General features: G+C 71.7%; 17 protein-coding genes. 10 read left to right on the plus strand and 7 right to left on the minus strand.

Features of this window, described 5'->3' with window-relative positions; genetic code table 11:
* Positions 1-35: 35 nt before the first annotated feature.
* On the minus strand, positions 36-443 hold the full coding sequence (locus ABZV34_RS29300) for a hypothetical protein (protein ID WP_356282995.1): 408 nt from the start codon (positions 441-443) through the stop codon (positions 36-38).
* Between the two features lie 127 nt (positions 444-570).
* Between ABZV34_RS29300 and ABZV34_RS29305 the strand changes: the two genes are divergently transcribed.
* A complete protein-coding gene (locus ABZV34_RS29305; protein WP_356282998.1) occupies positions 571-1,203 on the plus strand; it encodes a uridine kinase in 633 nt (210 codons plus the stop codon).
* Between the two features lie 159 nt (positions 1,204-1,362).
* Here the strand turns inward: ABZV34_RS29305 and ABZV34_RS29310 are convergent, their stop codons facing one another.
* A complete protein-coding gene (locus ABZV34_RS29310) occupies positions 1,363-2,136 on the minus strand; it encodes a SigE family RNA polymerase sigma factor (RefSeq protein ID WP_356283001.1) in 774 nt (257 codons plus the stop codon).
* 307 nt (positions 2,137-2,443) lie between these two features.
* Here ABZV34_RS29310 and afsQ1 point away from each other — a divergent pair, with 307 nt between their 5' ends.
* From afsQ1 to ABZV34_RS29335, 5 genes are all read left to right on the plus strand, one after another.
* Positions 2,444-3,121, plus strand: a complete 678-nt coding sequence (gene afsQ1, locus ABZV34_RS29315) for a two-component system response regulator AfsQ1 (RefSeq protein WP_356283004.1) — start codon at positions 2,444-2,446, stop codon at positions 3,119-3,121.
* The gene (locus ABZV34_RS29320) at positions 3,118-4,695 is read left to right on the plus strand and encodes a HAMP domain-containing sensor histidine kinase (protein WP_356283007.1); all 1,578 of its coding nucleotides are present in this window, start codon (positions 3,118-3,120) and stop codon (positions 4,693-4,695) included. The genes afsQ1 and ABZV34_RS29320 overlap by 4 nt, the downstream gene beginning before the upstream one ends.
* On the plus strand, positions 4,692-5,321 hold the full coding sequence (locus ABZV34_RS29325; RefSeq protein ID WP_356283010.1) for a hypothetical protein: 630 nt from the start codon (positions 4,692-4,694) through the stop codon (positions 5,319-5,321). Before ABZV34_RS29320 ends, ABZV34_RS29325 begins: the two co-directional genes overlap by 4 nt.
* A gap of 146 nt (positions 5,322-5,467) precedes the next feature.
* Complete coding sequence (locus ABZV34_RS29330) at positions 5,468-6,019, plus strand: VanZ family protein (RefSeq protein WP_356283012.1); 552 nt, start codon at positions 5,468-5,470, stop codon at positions 6,017-6,019.
* Between the two features lie 93 nt (positions 6,020-6,112).
* On the plus strand, positions 6,113-6,313 hold the full coding sequence (locus ABZV34_RS29335; RefSeq protein WP_266701008.1) for a PspC domain-containing protein: 201 nt from the start codon (positions 6,113-6,115) through the stop codon (positions 6,311-6,313).
* Positions 6,314-6,428: 115 nt separating this feature from the next.
* On the opposite strand, the gene ABZV34_RS29340 is transcribed toward ABZV34_RS29335, so the two are convergent.
* Together ABZV34_RS29340 and ABZV34_RS29345 are read right to left on the minus strand one after the other, a co-directional pair.
* Positions 6,429-6,782, minus strand: a complete 354-nt coding sequence (locus tag ABZV34_RS29340) for an ATP-binding protein (RefSeq protein ID WP_356283017.1) — start codon at positions 6,780-6,782, stop codon at positions 6,429-6,431.
* A 141-nt stretch (positions 6,783-6,923) separates the two neighbouring features.
* The gene (locus ABZV34_RS29345) at positions 6,924-8,078 is read right to left on the minus strand and encodes an adenosine deaminase (RefSeq protein WP_356283020.1); all 1,155 of its coding nucleotides are present in this window, start codon (positions 8,076-8,078) and stop codon (positions 6,924-6,926) included.
* Between the two features lie 113 nt (positions 8,079-8,191).
* On the opposite strand from ABZV34_RS29345, the gene ABZV34_RS29350 reads away from it, so the two are divergent.
* Positions 8,192-8,953: a prolyl oligopeptidase family serine peptidase gene (locus tag ABZV34_RS29350; RefSeq protein WP_356283023.1), complete on the plus strand. Its 762-nt coding sequence runs from the start codon at positions 8,192-8,194 to the stop codon at positions 8,951-8,953.
* On the opposite strand, the gene ABZV34_RS29355 is transcribed toward ABZV34_RS29350, so the two are convergent.
* Entirely contained in the window at positions 8,947-9,954 is a 1,008-nt protein-coding gene (locus ABZV34_RS29355) for a LysR substrate-binding domain-containing protein (protein WP_356283026.1), read from the minus strand. The genes ABZV34_RS29350 and ABZV34_RS29355 overlap by 7 nt on opposite strands.
* A gap of 62 nt (positions 9,955-10,016) precedes the next feature.
* On the opposite strand from ABZV34_RS29355, the gene ABZV34_RS29360 reads away from it, so the two are divergent.
* Together ABZV34_RS29360 and ABZV34_RS29365 are read left to right on the plus strand one after the other, a co-directional pair.
* Positions 10,017-11,300 (plus strand): MFS transporter, encoded by a 1,284-nt coding sequence (locus tag ABZV34_RS29360; RefSeq protein ID WP_356283029.1) that lies wholly within the window; start codon positions 10,017-10,019, stop codon positions 11,298-11,300.
* Positions 11,301-11,503: 203 nt separating this feature from the next.
* Positions 11,504-12,496, plus strand: coding sequence for a sigma-70 family RNA polymerase sigma factor (locus ABZV34_RS29365; RefSeq protein WP_356283032.1), 993 nt, complete (start codon positions 11,504-11,506; stop codon positions 12,494-12,496).
* On the opposite strand, the gene ABZV34_RS29370 is transcribed toward ABZV34_RS29365, so the two are convergent.
* Entirely contained in the window at positions 12,398-12,784 is a 387-nt protein-coding gene (locus tag ABZV34_RS29370; protein ID WP_356283035.1) for an STAS domain-containing protein, read from the minus strand. The genes ABZV34_RS29365 and ABZV34_RS29370 overlap by 99 nt on opposite strands.
* A gap of 147 nt (positions 12,785-12,931) precedes the next feature.
* Here ABZV34_RS29370 and ABZV34_RS29375 point away from each other — a divergent pair, with 147 nt between their 5' ends.
* Positions 12,932-13,852, plus strand: coding sequence for an AEC family transporter (locus ABZV34_RS29375; protein ID WP_356283038.1), 921 nt, complete (start codon positions 12,932-12,934; stop codon positions 13,850-13,852).
* A gap of 190 nt (positions 13,853-14,042) precedes the next feature.
* Here the strand turns inward: ABZV34_RS29375 and ABZV34_RS29380 are convergent, their stop codons facing one another.
* Complete coding sequence (locus tag ABZV34_RS29380; protein WP_356283040.1) at positions 14,043-15,326, minus strand: thymidine phosphorylase; 1,284 nt, start codon at positions 15,324-15,326, stop codon at positions 14,043-14,045.
* Positions 15,327-15,382 lie beyond the last annotated feature (56 nt).

Below are 15,382 nucleotides of genomic sequence, written 5' to 3' on the forward strand. Positions count from 1 at the left end.
AGGGTTCCCCGCGCCCCCGAGGGGCGCGGGGAAGCTCACACACTCCCCAGCGACCCCAGCGCCTGCCCCACCACCGGCACGCTGCCGAGCGACGGCGCCTGCGCCAGCGGCCGCGTCAGGGACTGCGAGCTCAGCGGCTTGAAGTCGGCCAGCTGGGCGCCGATCCCGTTGTCGAGCGGGTCGACACCGGTGCCCGCGAGAGGGTTGGGCTTGAGGCCCGCGAGGGGACCCGTGATGTAGCCGAGCGTGCCGTACAGCGCCTGCGTGCCCGCCTGCGGGTCGAGGCTGCCCGTCGACGCGGGGTGGGAGCGCATCCCGTCGACGGCCGGGGCCGTGTCCGCGGCGGCCGCGCCCGCGCCCGCCCCCAGCGCCGCCCCCGCGGTCGCCAGGGCGACCAGCGCGCGCCGCGCGGTCGGGTTCTTGCCTGCTGCGTGTCGTGCCATGACGGGTGCCACCTTCTGCCGCGCAAAGTAATCAGGTCGACACGAAGGGTAGTTGAGGTGTGATGTGCGCTCCAACGACGACCCGCAGGGTCGGCACCGCGCGCGCGATGCGTCAGACTGGTGTCTCGTGAGTCTCCCTCCCCCGATACCGACCCGTGTCGCGCTGCTCTGTGGCCCCTCCGGCTCGGGCAAGTCCCTCGTCGCCGCCCGTTCCGGCCTGCCCGTGCTGCGCTTGGACGACTTCTACAAGGAGGGCGACGACCCGACACTCCCGCTGGTGGAGGGGAGTTCCGACATCGACTGGGACCACCCGCGGTCGTGGGACGCGGAGAAGGCCGTCGCCGCGATCGAGGAACTCTGCCGTACGGGACGTACGACCGTTCCCGTGTACGACATCTCGCTGAGCGCCCGTACCGGCGCGGAGGCGCTGCGCATCGAACGGACACCGCTGTTCATCGCGGAGGGCATCTTCGCCGCCGAGATCGTCGAGCACTGCCGTGAACTGGGGCTGCTGGGCGACGCGCTGTGCCTGTCCCGCGGTCCGGTGACCACGTTCCGCCGGCGTTTCGTGCGGGATCTCAAGGAGGGCCGCAAGTCGGTCCCGTTCCTGCTCCGTCGCGGCTGGCGCCTGATGCGCGCCGAACGCTCGATCGTGGCGCGCCAGACCGCGCTGGGCGCGCACCCCTGCGACAAGGACGAGGCCCTGGGCCGGCTGGCCACGGCGGCCGGTACCGCGGAGCGCTGTACGACAGTGGCGTAGGGCCACGGCGACACGCCGGGCCCGCACACGAAAAGAGGTCCAGGCGGACCCCCCGTCCGCCCGGACCTTTTCCGCTTCCCCCGTGGTTCTCAGCGGTCCCCCGTCGGCTCCCCCCCCGGAACCGTTCCCCGCTCGAACCGCTTTTCCCCCCGCTGACCTTCAGGCGACGAGCTCCCCGAAGGACTCCTCCTCGTCACGGCCGAAGCTGAGGACCTCGTCCTCGCGCATCCGGCGCAGCGACCGCCAGATGCTCGACTTCACCGTGCCGACACTGATGTCGAGGATCTGCGCGATCTCCGGGTCCGTGCGGCCCTCGTAGTAACGCAGGACCAGCATGGTGCGCTGGAGTTCGGGCAGCCGGGCGAGCGCCTGCCACAGCACGGCGCGCAGCTCGGTGCCGCGCATCGCGTCCGTGTCACCGGCGGTCTCCGGCAGTTCCTCGGTCGGGTACTCGTTCAGCTTGCGGCGGCGCCACGCGCTGATGTGCAGATTGGTCATGGTGCGGCGGAGGTAACCCCCGACCGCGGCTTTGTCACTGATCCGCTCCCAGGCCCGGTACGTCGAGAACAGCGCGCTCTGCAGCAGGTCCTCGGCCTCGAACCGATCCCCCGTCAGGTGGTAGGCGGTTGCGTACAGGGAGGCGCGGCGCTCCTGGACGTAGGCGGTGAACTCCGCCTCCGACAGCGAGCGACGCTCCCCCGTGACCTCCCCGTACGCGGCTCCCCCGTGAGCTCCGCCGGCCGTTCCCGCGGCGGCCGCCGCGGGGCTCTCCCCCGTGAACCCGTCAACCACCGTCATGTACGCGGTGTGCTGACGCCCGGTGCCGCGAGCGCACCCCCGCGGGCTCACGGCACCGGACTTCTCCGTGCTCCGGGTGACGTCGTGGAGCCGCGTGACAACTGCGCTCGTAGTGGTGCTGTGCAGCGTGTCCATCTCGCGCCCCCCGTCGTGGAGTCCCGGTTTCTTCCGTACGCGCCCGGTGCCCGTCGTGCCTCGGCCCCGCGCTCGCTCCGTGCTTCCCTGCTTGTGTCGAAAAGCTTGCCCGGGACACTTCATGGCCGTGTCCGCCGACTGTCACAGACCTGTCACAGGGGCCCTCCACGGGCGCGTCACAGCGCGATCACGGAGAAGAGCGGCAGGGCTTCCCGGACCCCCTCCGATGCGCCCCTTCTGTGCGAGAGATGGGTGGGAGCGCTCCAACTGTCGAAAGACCCCCTCACCATGGGCCAGAATGACAACCGTGCCTTCCCTGTTGCTGATCGAGGACGACGACGCCATCCGTACGGCCCTGGAGCTCTCTTTGACGCGCCAGGGACACCGTGTGGCCACCGCTGCCACCGGCGAGGACGGTCTGAAGCTGCTGCGCGAGCAGCGGCCGGATCTGATCGTGCTGGATGTGATGCTGCCCGGCATCGACGGGTTCGAGGTGTGCCGGCGTATCCGGCGCACGGACCAGTTGCCCATCATTCTGCTGACCGCGCGCAGCGACGACATCGACGTGGTGGTCGGGCTGGAGTCCGGCGCCGACGACTATGTCGTCAAGCCGGTGCAGGGGCGGGTGCTCGACGCCCGTATCAGGGCCGTGCTGCGGCGCGGTGAGCGCGAGGCCACCGACTCGGCGACCTTCGGCTCCCTCGTCATCGACCGGGCGGCGATGACGGTCACCAAGAACGGCGAGGACCTGCAACTGACGCCCACCGAGCTGCGGCTGCTCCTGGAGCTGAGCCGTCGTCCCGGACAGGCGCTGTCCCGCCAGCAGTTGCTGCGGCTGGTCTGGGAGCACGACTACCTGGGCGACTCGCGTCTGGTGGACGCGTGCGTGCAGCGGCTGCGCGCCAAGGTCGAGGACGTGCCGTCCTCCCCGACGCTCATCCGTACGGTCCGCGGGGTCGGCTACCGGCTGGACAACCCTCAGTGACCCCACCGCAGGACGGGCTCCGCGGCTGGGCCGCGGCGCGCAGGGCGATACTGGCGGGTCTGCGCTTCACCAGTCTGCGGCTGCGGCTGGTCGTGGTCTTCGGACTCGTCGCGCTCACCGCCGCCGTGTCGGCGTCCGGCATCGCGTACTGGCTCAACCGCGAGGCGGTGCTGACGCGCACTCAGGACGCGGTGCTGCGTGACTTCCAGCAGGAGATGCGCAACCACGCGAGCCTGCTGCCGGTGCGTCCGGCACAGGACGAACTGCAGAACGCCGCGGGGCTGATGGCCAACAGCAGCCAGCGCTTCAGCGTGCTGCTCGTGGCCCAGGACAACAACGACAAGACCGTGGTGGGCAATTCGGAGCTGGACACCTTCACGCTGGAGGACGTGCCCGCGTCCCTCCAGAAGGCGGTGAACAAGGAGCAGTCGCTCTCCTCGAACAACAAGTCGACCTATCACCTGTACTGGCAGCGCGTCACCGACCACGACAAGCCGTACCTGGTGGGCGGTGCGAAGGTGATCGGCGGGACCACGACCGGCTACATGCTCAAGTCGCTGGAACCGGAGGCCAAGGACCTCAACTCGCTGGCCTGGTCGCTCGGTATCGCCACCGGCCTCGCCCTGATCGGCTCGGCGCTCCTCGCCCAGGCCGCCGCGACGACGGTCCTCAAGCCGGTGCACCGCCTCGGTATCGCCGCCCGCCGCCTCGGCGAGGGCAAGCTCGACACCCGGCTGCGCGTGTCGGGGACGGACGAACTCGCCGATCTGTCACGGACGTTCAACCACACGGCGGAGGCGCTCGAGAAACGCGTCGAGGACATGAGCGCCCGGGACGAGGCGTCCCGCCGCTTCGTGGCGGACATGTCCCACGAACTCCGTACTCCCCTGACCGCGATCACCGCCGTGACGGAGATCCTGGAGGAGGAGCTGGACGCGGAGACCGGCAGTGTCGATCCGATGATCGAGCCCGCCGTGCGTCTGGTCGTCAGTGAGACACGCCGTCTGAACGACCTGGTCGAGAACCTCATGGAGGTCACCCGCTTCGACGCGGGCACCGCCCGGCTCGTCCTCGACGACGTGGACATCGCCGACCAGATCACCGCCTGCATCGACGCCCGCGCCTGGCTGGACGCGGTGGACCTGGACGCGGAGCGCGGCATCATGGCGCGTCTCGACCCGCGCCGCCTGGACGTGATCCTGGCCAACCTGATCGGCAACGCGCTCAAGCACGGCGGCAGTCCGGTGCGTGTCTCGGTCCGCGAGGAGGCCGACGACCTGCTGATCGAGGTCCAGGACCACGGTCCGGGCATCCCCGAGGACGTCCTGCCGCACGTCTTCGACCGCTTCTACAAGGCGAGCGCGTCGCGCCCGCGCTCCGAGGGCAGCGGCCTGGGGCTGTCGATCGCCCTGGAGAACGCGCACATCCACGGCGGCGAGATCACCGCCGCGAACGCGCCCGAGGGGGGAGCGGTCTTCACGCTCCGGCTCCCGCAGGACGCCTCGGAGCTGCTCGCCGACGACGAACGCGAGCGGAACCGGAACGGGAACGCCACGAAGGGCAGCGCCGGATGACGACCGTACGACGTCGAGGCGCGCTCCGGTGGCCGGCCGTCCCGCTCCTCGCGCTGCTGCTCGCGGGCTGCGGCATCCGTTCCACGCAGGTCCCCACGGACTTCGGCCCGGCGCCCTCCCGGGTCCCGTGCACCCTGTCCGGCCCGGACGTCTCCACCCAGGCCTCCCACGGCATCCCGGTGCAGGTGTTCCTGCTCTGCTCGGGGCAACTGGTGACGGTCGACCGTTCCGTGCGGGTGCCCGACGGCGCGACGGAGGGCGCGCGGCGCGTCCTGGTGGCGCAGGGGCTCCTCGACGAGCTCGCGGGGTCGCCCTCCACTCCGGAGCAGCAGGCGGGGTACACGACGGACGTGCGCGGCGGTATGACCGTGAGCGGTCCCCGTCCCCGGGCCACCGGGGAGCCGGAGGACACGCTCCGGCTGAGCACCCCGCCCCGGGAGCTGACGCCGGCGGCCCTGGCCCAGATCGTCTGCACCTTCTCCGACTCCGCCGCGGCGGAGGACGACGGTTCGGTCGTCCTCGGCGCCCCCGACGCGACCGCGCCGCGCCGTTACCAGTGCACCTCGGACGTCCGCTCCGGTCCCGGCACGAAGGCCCCGCCCTCCACGGCGGTCGACGGCGCCTGACCGTCGGCCAGGGGGTGCCCCCGGCCGCCGCGGAGAGCCGGGAGACCGGCCCGGGGACCCGTGGGTGTGGCGCACGCCTCACCCCTGGACGCCAAGCCCGCCGCCGACCCGGAACCGATCCGGCCGGCCGCCGCGTCTTGGGAGGCGTGCAACGTCAAGGCGAAGACGGCGGCAGCGCCGTGATCCGCGTCCGTGCGGCAGGAGCTCTCCTCCTCGTCGCGCATCTCGCGCTCGTCGCCTGGATCACGCTGCGTCCGCTGGACGTCCCCTGGGTGAGCCCCGCGAATCTGCGCCCGTTCGCCGGCATCAGGGCCGACCTCGCCCTGGGCCCCGCGCTTGCCGCCCGCCGTATCGGCGAGGGACTGGGACTGCTCGCCCCGCTCGGTGTTCTGCTCCCGTTGGCGGGCGGCAGACCGAGCGCCTCCCCCCTCGGGTCCCTGGTCCGCACGGTCGCCGCCGGCGCCCTGATCTCGCTGGGCATCGAGCTGCTGCAGACCGGCGTTCCCGGGCAGGTCGTGGACGTCGACTCGCTGCTGCTCAACACCGTCGGTGTGGCACTGGCCCATGCCGCGGTCGTGCCCGCCGCCAGGGTGGGTCTCCGCCGCCGGGCCGAGACCAGACGCCGTGCGGCCCTCCCCCGGGAGGACACGGCTCAGGGTCGGACCCCGACGATTCCCAGGGTCGGCATCGCACCGTAGAGCGACGCTTCGTCCGCTTCGTCACCGTAGCGTTGAAGACATCGAGGCCGGGTATCCGGCACACGGTCAGGCACGGTTCACGAAGGAGTCCTCATGAGCGCCCTCGCCCGCCCCACCAACGGCCGCATGATCGGCGGAGTGTGCGCAGCGCTCGCACGGCGCTTCGGCACCTCCGCGACGACGATGCGGGTGATCTTCGTACTCTCCTGCCTGCTGCCCGGCCCGCAGTTCCTGCTCTACATAGCGCTGTGGATCCTGTTCCCGTCCGAGGACAAGGTCCGCACCGCCTGGTAGTCACGCGTCGGCGAGGTCCTCGCCGCGCGGCACGACGCGCCGGTGGGGCGCATCCGAGTCGGGTGCGCCCCACCGGCGTTGTCGCGTGTGCGGGCCTGAGCCCGGACGGCGTGGGTCAGCCGAGCGGCAGGCCGTTCAGCGGCAGGCCGTGCGTCGGCAGGCCCTGCAGCGGCAGACCGCCGAGCAGTCCGGCCACCGGCGCGGTGGGGCCGTTCGCGAGCACGTTCGCGGCGGCGGGCTGGGCGGCCGTCACACCCGCTCCGAGCGCGCTCTGACCCTGGGCAAGCGCCTGGCCCGCGCCCGGCAGCACACCGGTCAGGTTCTGCGTGGGCAGCGCCTGGGTGACGGTGCCCAGCGCCGACGAGGCGTCCGGCAAGGCCGGTGCCGCGTTCGCGGCACCGGCGCCCGCGGCGGCGAAAGCGGCACCGAGAGCGGCGACACCGAGGGTCTTGGCAGCAGACTGCTTCATATGGAATGCGTCCTTGGATCCGTGTGACGGGGAGGTGAGCGGTCTAAAACCGTAAACACGCAAAGCGGCACTCCGCAAACATCGAAAACCGGTCGAGTCATGGAGAATGAGTGAAGACCCGACCGTCCCCGGCCACTCAGATCAGGCCTGCTTCTCCAAGGAACCCCTGGTGGAAGAGGTCTGCTGGAACAGCCATTCGGACTTCAGCTCGGCATATCCCGGCTTGATCACGTCATTGATCATCGCGAGTCGTTCATCGAAAGGAATGAATGCTGACTTCATAGCATTGACCGAGAACCACTGCAGATCATCGAGCGAATAACCGAACGCGTCGACAAGGTGCTCGAATTCGCGGCTCATGCTCGTCCCGGACATGAGCCGGTTGTCCGTGTTCACCGTGGCCCGGAAGTGCAACCGCCGCAACAACCCGATCGGGTGCTCGGCGTAGGAGTCCGCGGCCCCGGTCTGGAGGTTGGAGCTGGGGCACAGCTCCAGCGGGATTCGCTTGTCACGGACGTACGACGCGAGGCGTCCGAGCGTCACCGTGCCGTCCTCCGCGACCTCGATGTCGTCGATGATCCGGACGCCGTGGCCGAGCCGGTCCGCGCCGCACCACTGGAGCGCCTGCCAGATGGACGGCAGCCCGAAGGCCTCGCCCGCGTGGATGGTGAAGTGGTTGTTCTCGCGCTTGAGGTACTCGAACGCGTCGAGATGCCGGGTGGGCGGGAAGCCGGCCTCGGCGCCCGCGATGTCGAAGCCGACGACCCCCGAATCCCGGTAGCGGTTGGCCAGTTCGGCGATCTCCAGGGAACGGGCCGCGTGCCGCATCGCGGTGAGCAGCGCGCCCACCCGGATGCGGTGGCCGTTCTCCCGCGCCCGGCGCTCGCCCTCCCGGAAGCCCTCGTTGACCGCCTCCACGACCTCTTCGAGGGTGAGCCCGCGCTCCAGATGCTGCTCGGGGGCGTAACGCACCTCGGCGTAGACGACCCCGTCCTCGGCGAGGTCCTCGGCGCACTCGGCGGCGACCCGCACCAGCGCCTCACGGGTCTGCATGACGGCGCAGGTGTGCGCGAAGGTCTCCAGGTACCGCTCGAGGGAGCCGGAGTCGGCGGCCTCCCTGAACCAGACGCCGAGTGTGCCGGGGTCGGTCTCGGGGAGGCCGGAATAGCCGGTCTCCCGGGCGAGTTCGACGATCGTCCCAGGGCGCAGGCCCCCGTCGAGGTGATCGTGCAGCAGGACCTTGGGCGCCCGGCGGATCTGTTCCGAGCTCGGGGTGTTCCGGATCTGGCTCGTCATTCGCGCACTGTAGCCCCTACGCGCGTAGACATTCCGTCGTCCCGATCCGTCGATATGTAACGGTGACCCGGCGGACGGGTGGCGTACACCGTCACTTCTGACACTGTTCTGTCATGGCACAGCAAGCGACACCGGTGCGCAGCGCCCGTCTGGGGAGGGCACTGGGCCCGGAGCCGACCGCGGTCAGCGGAGTGGTTCTGCTGCTCCCGGGCGGCGACGAGACCTCCGGCCGCAGGCCTTCCCCCATGTGGGCTAGCGCCTCCGTACGCGCGTTGGGCCGTCGCCTCACGCGCGCGGGGCAGACGGAGGGACTGGCCGCCCACGTCGTGCACTACCGCTTCCGCGGCTGGAACGGCAGCGAGGCGCATCTCGCGGGCGACGCGTCCTGGGCGGCCGACGAGGTCGTACGCCGGTACGGCGACGTTCCCGTCTGCCTCGCCGGGGTCGACATGGGAGGCCGGGCGGCGCTGCGCGCGGCCGGTCACACCGCCGTCAACTCCGTGCTGGCGCTGGCACCCTGGCTGCCCGAGGAGGACATGGCGGCGCCACCCGAACCGGTGAGACAGCTCAGCGGGCGGCGCGTGCTGATCGTGCACGGCACCAACGACGAGCGCACCGACCCGGAACTGTCCTTCCGGCTCGCGGCCCGCGCCAAGAAGTCCAACCGTGACGTCTGCCGCTTCGAGGTCCACTCCGACGGGCACGGGTTGCACCAGCACCGGACCGAAGTCCACGCGCTGGCCGAGGACTTCGTGATGGGGGCGCTGTTCGGGCGCGGGCTGTCCCGCCCGCTGGAGGACGCGCTCGCGGCGCCACCGCCGCTGGGCCTGCGGATGCCGCTCGCCTCGGGCTTCGGGAAGGCGCTGCGTCACTGACGGCTGTCCCGCGCCCTGGAGGGCTGCTCCCGGTGCTCCCCGTACCCCTGGTCCGGGAGCAGGCGGCCCCGTCGTGACAGCAGGAACTTCTTGAAGGCCGCCACGGGCGGGGTGTCCGGGTGGCCGTCCAGCCACGCCACCGCGATCTCGCGGACCGCGCGCGGAGCGGTGACCGTCAGTTCGACGACTCCCGGGCGGGGCACCGCCGGTGGCGGCAGCAGGGCGACGCCGAGACCGGCGGCGACGAGACCGCGGAGCGTCTCGGTCTCCTCGCCCTCGAAGGCGATCCGCGGCCTGAATCCCGCCTCCTGGCAGAGGTCGTCGGCGATGCGCCGCATGCCGTAGCCGGGTTCGAGGGTCACGAAGGTCTCGTCGGCGGCCTCGGCCAGCCGGACGCGCCGGCGGGCCGCGAGCCGGTGGTCGGCGGGGACGACGAGCCGCAGTTTCTGCTCGTCGAGGAGGCGGCCGACCAGGTCGGGCGCGTCGGGCACGGGCGAGGTGAGGCACAGGTCCAGCTCGCCCGAGCGCAGTCGCTCCAGCATCGCCTCGCCGTAGTTCTGGACGAGGCTGAAGCGGACCCGGGGATGGTCGGCGCGGAAGGCACGGATGAGCCCGGGGACGGTCTCCGACCCCATCGTGTGCAGGAAGCCGAAGGCGACCTTGCCGGTGGCCGGGTCGGCGTCCGCGCGCACCTCGTCGGCGGCGCGCCCGATCTCGGCGAGGGCCCGCTCGACGGACGAGAGGAACGTACGGCCGGCGGGGGTGAGGGCGACCGTACGGCCGCGGCGCGCGAACAGGTCGACGCCCAGATCCTGCTCGAGCCGGACCATGGCCCGCGACAGGGTCGACTGCGGGACCCGCATCTCCTGCGCGGCCCTCGTCACATGCTCGGTGCGGGCGACCCCGGCGAAGTGCGCGAGCCGCGGGACGAGGACCGTGACGATGTCTTCTGTGTCACTGGACGGTGACAGGTGACTCTGTGACCTCTGCTGATGCGCCATGGGAACGATTATGGCGATTCCATGCATTGGACGGATGAATGGTGGGACCTTACGTTCGAAACATGCCTTCCGCCAGTACCGGGGCGTCCACCACCGTGGACGCCGCCGCAGCCGCCGTCCCCGCGTCCGCCGACTCCCGTCTGGCCCCGGGCGGGCCCGGCTACCGCCGGATGAGCTTCGCCCTGTTCCTCGCCGGTGTCGCGACCTTCGCGCTCCTCTACTCCACGCAGGCCCTCCTCCCGCTGATCTCCACGGACCTCGGCGTGACCGCGAGCCAGGCGAGCTGGACGGTCTCGGCCGCGACGGGCGGCCTCGCGCTCTTCGTCCTCCCGATGAGCGCGCTCTCGGAGCGTTACGGACGGCGTACGTTGATGACGGCGTCGCTGGTGGTCGCGGTGGCGGTCGGGCTGCTCGTACCCTTCGCGCCGTCGATCGGCGCGCTGGTGGCGCTGCGCGCGCTCCAGGGCGCGGCGCTGGCGGGGCTGCCCGCCTCGGCGACGGCGTACCTGGCGGAGGAGGTCCGTCCCAAGGCCCTGATCACGGCGATCGGCCTCTTCGTGGCGGGCAACAGCGTCGGCGGGATGAGCGGCCGGGTCATCACCGGCTGGGTCGCGCAGGAATGGGGCTGGCGGATCGCCGTCGCCACGATCGGCGTGATCGCGGTGGCGTGCGCGGTGGCCTTCCGGCTGCTGCTGCCCGCGCCCCGGCACTTCACCCCGGGCTCGCCGCGGCCGCGGGCGCTGGTCCGCACGGTCCGCGACCACCTCGCCAACCCGCTGCTGTGCCGGCTGTACGCGATCGGCGCGCTGTTCATGATGGTCTTCGGCGGGGTCTACACGGTGATCGGCTACCGCCTGACCGACGCCCCGTTCTCACTCCCCCAGGGCGTCATCGGCTCCATCTTCCTCGTCTACCTGGTCGGTACGGTGTCGGCGTCGACGGCGGGCCGGCTGGTCGACCGCGTGGGCCGGCGCGGCTCCCTCTACCTGGCGGGCGGCACGACCACCGCCGGGCTCCTCCTCTCGCTGGCCGACTCCCTCCCGCTGGTCCTGCTCGGTCTTGTCCTGATCACCGCGGGCTTCTTCGCGGGCCACGCGGTGGCGTCCTCGTCGGTGAGCCACACCGCCAAGGAGGGCCGCGCCCAGGCGTCCGCCCTCTACCAGTCCGCGTACTACATCGGCTCCAGCGCCGGCAGCACCCTCGGCGCCGTCGCCTTCCACGCGGGGGGCTGGGCCGGCACGGTGGTGCTCGGGCTGCTCGCGGTGCTCGGCGTCGTGTCGATCACCCTCCTCGGCTCGCACGCGGCGCGGGTCCAGGCGGCCCGCAAGCCGGTCCTGGCCCACTGAGCCGGCTCGCCCGAGGCCGTCCGGCGCGGCGTCGTCGAACGCGTGGGCGAAGGGAGTCGGCGTCCGTTCAGGTCCGGGGCAACCGGTCCGACCTGCTCCTTTTCCCACTTCGTGGGCCATTGTCAGTGGGCTGCGGTAGCTTCCGAGGTGCCGGCGCAGCGAAGCGGCGGCACGACGGGAACAGCCACAGGGGTGGGTTGGCCATGAGCGAGGGCACGGCGACGACGACAGACCTGGACGTCCGGCTGGAGAAGCACCGGGTCGAGCTGACCGGGTACTGCTACCGGATGCTCGGCTCCTCCTTCGAGGCGGAGGACGCGGTGCAGGACACGATGGTCCGCGCCTGGCGGAGCTACGACAAGTTCGAGGGCCGCTCGTCGATACGCTCCTGGCTGTACCGGATCGCCACGAACGTGTGCCTGGACATGCTGAACGCCGGCAACAGAAGGGCCCGGCCCATGGATCTCACCGGCCCCTCGCCGCTCGCCCAGGCGGCGCTCACCCCGCGCCCGGACAACACCTGGCTGGAGCCGGTGCCCGACGCCCGCGTGCTGCCCACCATCAGCGACCCGGCCGAGGCGGCGGTGGCCAAGGAGTCGGTGCGGCTCGCCTTCATGGCCGCGCTCCAGCAGTTGCCGCCCAAGCAGCGGGCCGTGCTCATCCTGCGCGAGGTCCTCGCGTGGAAGGCGAGCGAGGTCGCCGAGCTGCTCGGCACCACGGTCGCCTCCGTCAACAGCGCGCTGCAGCGGGCCCGCGCCACCCTCGCGGAGCGGGAAAGCACCCCGGGCGCCGTCTCCGACCCGCTCGACGAGGAGCAGCAGAAGCTCCTGGAGCGCTATGTCGCCGCGTTCGAGGGCTATGACATGACGGCCCTGACCGCGCTGCTCCACGAGGACGCGATCATGACGATGCCGCCGTTCGACCTGTGGCTGCGCGGCCCCGGCGACATCACGGGCTTCATGACGACGCTCGGCGCCTCCTGCGCGGGTTCGCGCCTGCTCCCGGTCTCGGTGAACGGTCTGCCGGGCTTCGCGCACTACAAGCCGGACCCGGAGAAGGGCGGCTTCGGCGCCTGGGCGATCCAGGCCCTGGAGATCTCAGACGGCCGGATCACCGGGTTCCACTGCTTCCTCGACACCGAGCGCTGGTTCCCGCTCTTCGGACTCCCCCTCCAGCTCGAAGCGGAGGCCCACTAGATCGAGGAGGGCGCGCAGCGGCGGGGCCGGATCGCGCAGACGTATGCGTCCGCCGGCCCGGCGCGCGGCGAGCTCCATCCGGGCCAGGGCCTCGACGGTGGCGAGCCCGGGAGGCCCGAGCCCGGCGACGTCACAGACGACCACTCCGCCGCCCGTCGCCGCCAGCCGCGCGCGCACGTCGTCGCAGAGCCGCGGCACCTCGTCGCGGGTGACGGGCGCGGGCAGCACGAGTACGGCGGGTGTCATGGCGTCCACGGGCGGTAGACCGGCCGGAGGCGGCGAACTCATCGGGGCCCGGCAGCCGCCCTCGCCCGCCCGCGTGCCGTAAGGATCACATTGACCCGCGCCCGGCCTTCCCCGGAGGGTTGGGTGTATGCCCCACGAACCCGTGCCCGACCGTCCGCCAGGCCGCCTCCCGTCCCACAAGGAGGTGCCGTGCAGGGGGTGCTGACCGGGTTCGCGGTGATCGCCGTCGTCATCGGCGTCGGCTGGCTGATCGGCCGCCGGGGCTACCTCGGGGAGAACGGCAGGGAGGTGCTGACCAAGCTCGCCTTCCATGTGGCCTCACCCGCGCTGCTGTTCACCACGCTCGCCCGCGCCGACCTGTCGGTGATCTTCTCCAGCCGGCTGCTGGTCACCGCCCTGAGCACGGCCGCGGCGGCAGGCGCCTTCGTCGTGGTGGGTGCCCTACGCGGCTGGGGTGTGGGCCGGACGACGATCGGCGCCCTGTGCTCCAGCTACGTCAACTCGGGCAACCTCGGCATCCCGATCGCGGTGTACGTGCTCGGTGACGCCTCGCTGGTCGCGCCGGTGCTGCTGTTCCAGCAGATCGTGGTCACGCCCCTCGCACTGACCGTCCTGGACCTGTCGGGGCCGGGCGAGAAGGGTTCGGTGTGGCTGCGGCTCGTCACACCCCTGCGCAACCCCATCGCCGTCGGCTCGCTCGCCGGGGTCGCCGTGTCGGCGAGCGGTCTGAGAGTGCCGGGGCCGGTCATGGACCCGCTCACCCTGATCGGGAACATGTCGGTGCCCGCGGTGCTGCTGGCGTTCGGCATCTCGCTGTGCGGCAGCGCGCTGCCCGGCCGTGGCGCGGACCGGCACCCGGTGCTGCTGTCCGTCGCGCTGAAGGCGGTCGGCCAGCCCGCGGTGGCCTGGGCGCTCGCGGCCGGCGTGTTCGGGCTGCACGGCGCGCCCCTGCTCGACGTCGTGGTCACCTCGGCGCTGCCCGCCGCCCAGAACCTCTTCACCTACGCCTCGCGCTACCGCGTCGGCGAGACCCTGGCCCGCGAGTCGATCCTGCTGTCGACGATCCTGTCCGTCCCGGCCCTGGTGGTGATCGCGGCCGTACTGGGCTGACGCAAAGTGCCCCGCCCGACCAGGGTTGCGCCCTCACGGCGGCGGTGCCCGACACCGCCCCGGCCAAGGACAGCCCCACTCTGCCGCACCCGCACCCGGCAGAGGCACGCACCGAACCGAGCCTGGTTGCATGCGAGGAGGGGCCGGCGCACCAGGCGCCGACCCCTCCCAGGACGTGTGCGACGGAGCGTCAGGCGATCCGGTCCAACACGATCGGACTCGGCTTGAACTCCGTACCCGCGGCCGCGATGTCGTACGAACCCTCGACCGACTCCAGCGCGTACGCGAACCGCTCGGGGGTGTCGGTGTGGAGGGTCAGCAGGGGCTGGCCCGCGGTGACGGTGTCACCGGGCTTGGCGTGCAGCTCGACGCCGGCGGCGGCCTGCACCGGGTCCTCCTTGCGCGCACGCCCGGCGCCCAGCCGCCAGGCGGCGATGCCGATGTCGTACGCGTCGAGGCGGGTCAGCACGCCCGAGGACGCCGCCGTCACCACGTGCTGCTCGCGCGAGGTGGGGAGTTCGGCGTCCGGGTCACCGCCCTGCGCGGCGATCATGCGGCGCCAGACGTCCATCGCGGAACCGTCGGCGAGGGCCTTCGCCGGGTCCGCGTCCTTCACGCCCGCGGCGTCCAGCATCTCGCGCGCCAGGGCGATGGTGAGCTCGACGACGTCCGAGGGACCGCCGCCGGCCAGCACCTCGACGGACTCCCGTACCTCGAGCGCGTTGCCGGCCGTCAGGCCCAGCGGGGTCGACATGTCGGTCAGCAGCGCGACCGTGCGCACTCCATGGTCGGTGCCCAGGCCGACCATCGTGGAGGCCAGCTCCCGGGCGTCCTCGATGGTCTTCATGAAGGCGCCGGTGCCCACCTTCACGTCCAGCACGAGCGAACCCGTACCCTCGGCGATCTTCTTCGACATGATCGAGGACGCGATCAGCGGGATCGCCTCCACCGTGCCCGTGACGTCACGGAGTGCGTAGAGCTTCTTGTCGGCGGGGGCCAGACCGTCGCCCGCCGCGCAGATCACCGCGCCCGTGGTGTCGAGGACGTGCAGCATCTCCTCGTTGGAGAGCAGGGCCCGCCAGCCGGGGATCGACTCCAGCTTGTCGAGCGTGCCGCCGGTGTGGCCGAGGCCGCGCCCGGACAGCTGCGGCACCGCGGCACCGCAGGCCGCGACCAGCGGAGCCAGCGGGAGCGTGATCTTGTCACCGACGCCGCCCGTGGAGTGCTTGTCGGCGGTCGGACGGGACAGCGAGGAGAACTCCATGCGCTCGCCCGACGCGATCATCGCGGCGGTCCAGCGGGCGATCTCGCGGCGGTTCATGCCGTTGAGCAGGATCGCCATGTTGAGGGCGGCCATCTGGTAGTCGGCGACCTCGCCGCGGGTGTACGCGTCGATGACCCAGTCGATCTGTGTGTCGCTGAGCTCACCGCGGTCCCGCTTGGTGCGGATGACGGAGACGGCGTCCATGGCCATGACTTTCCTTCCGAAGACTTCCGAACATCCGCGGCCCCTCCCGACCGGTCGTCGGG

Source organism: Streptomyces sp. NPDC005195, from assembly GCF_040608315.1.
Lineage (GTDB): Bacteria > Actinomycetota > Actinomycetes > Streptomycetales > Streptomycetaceae > Streptomyces > Streptomyces kaempferi.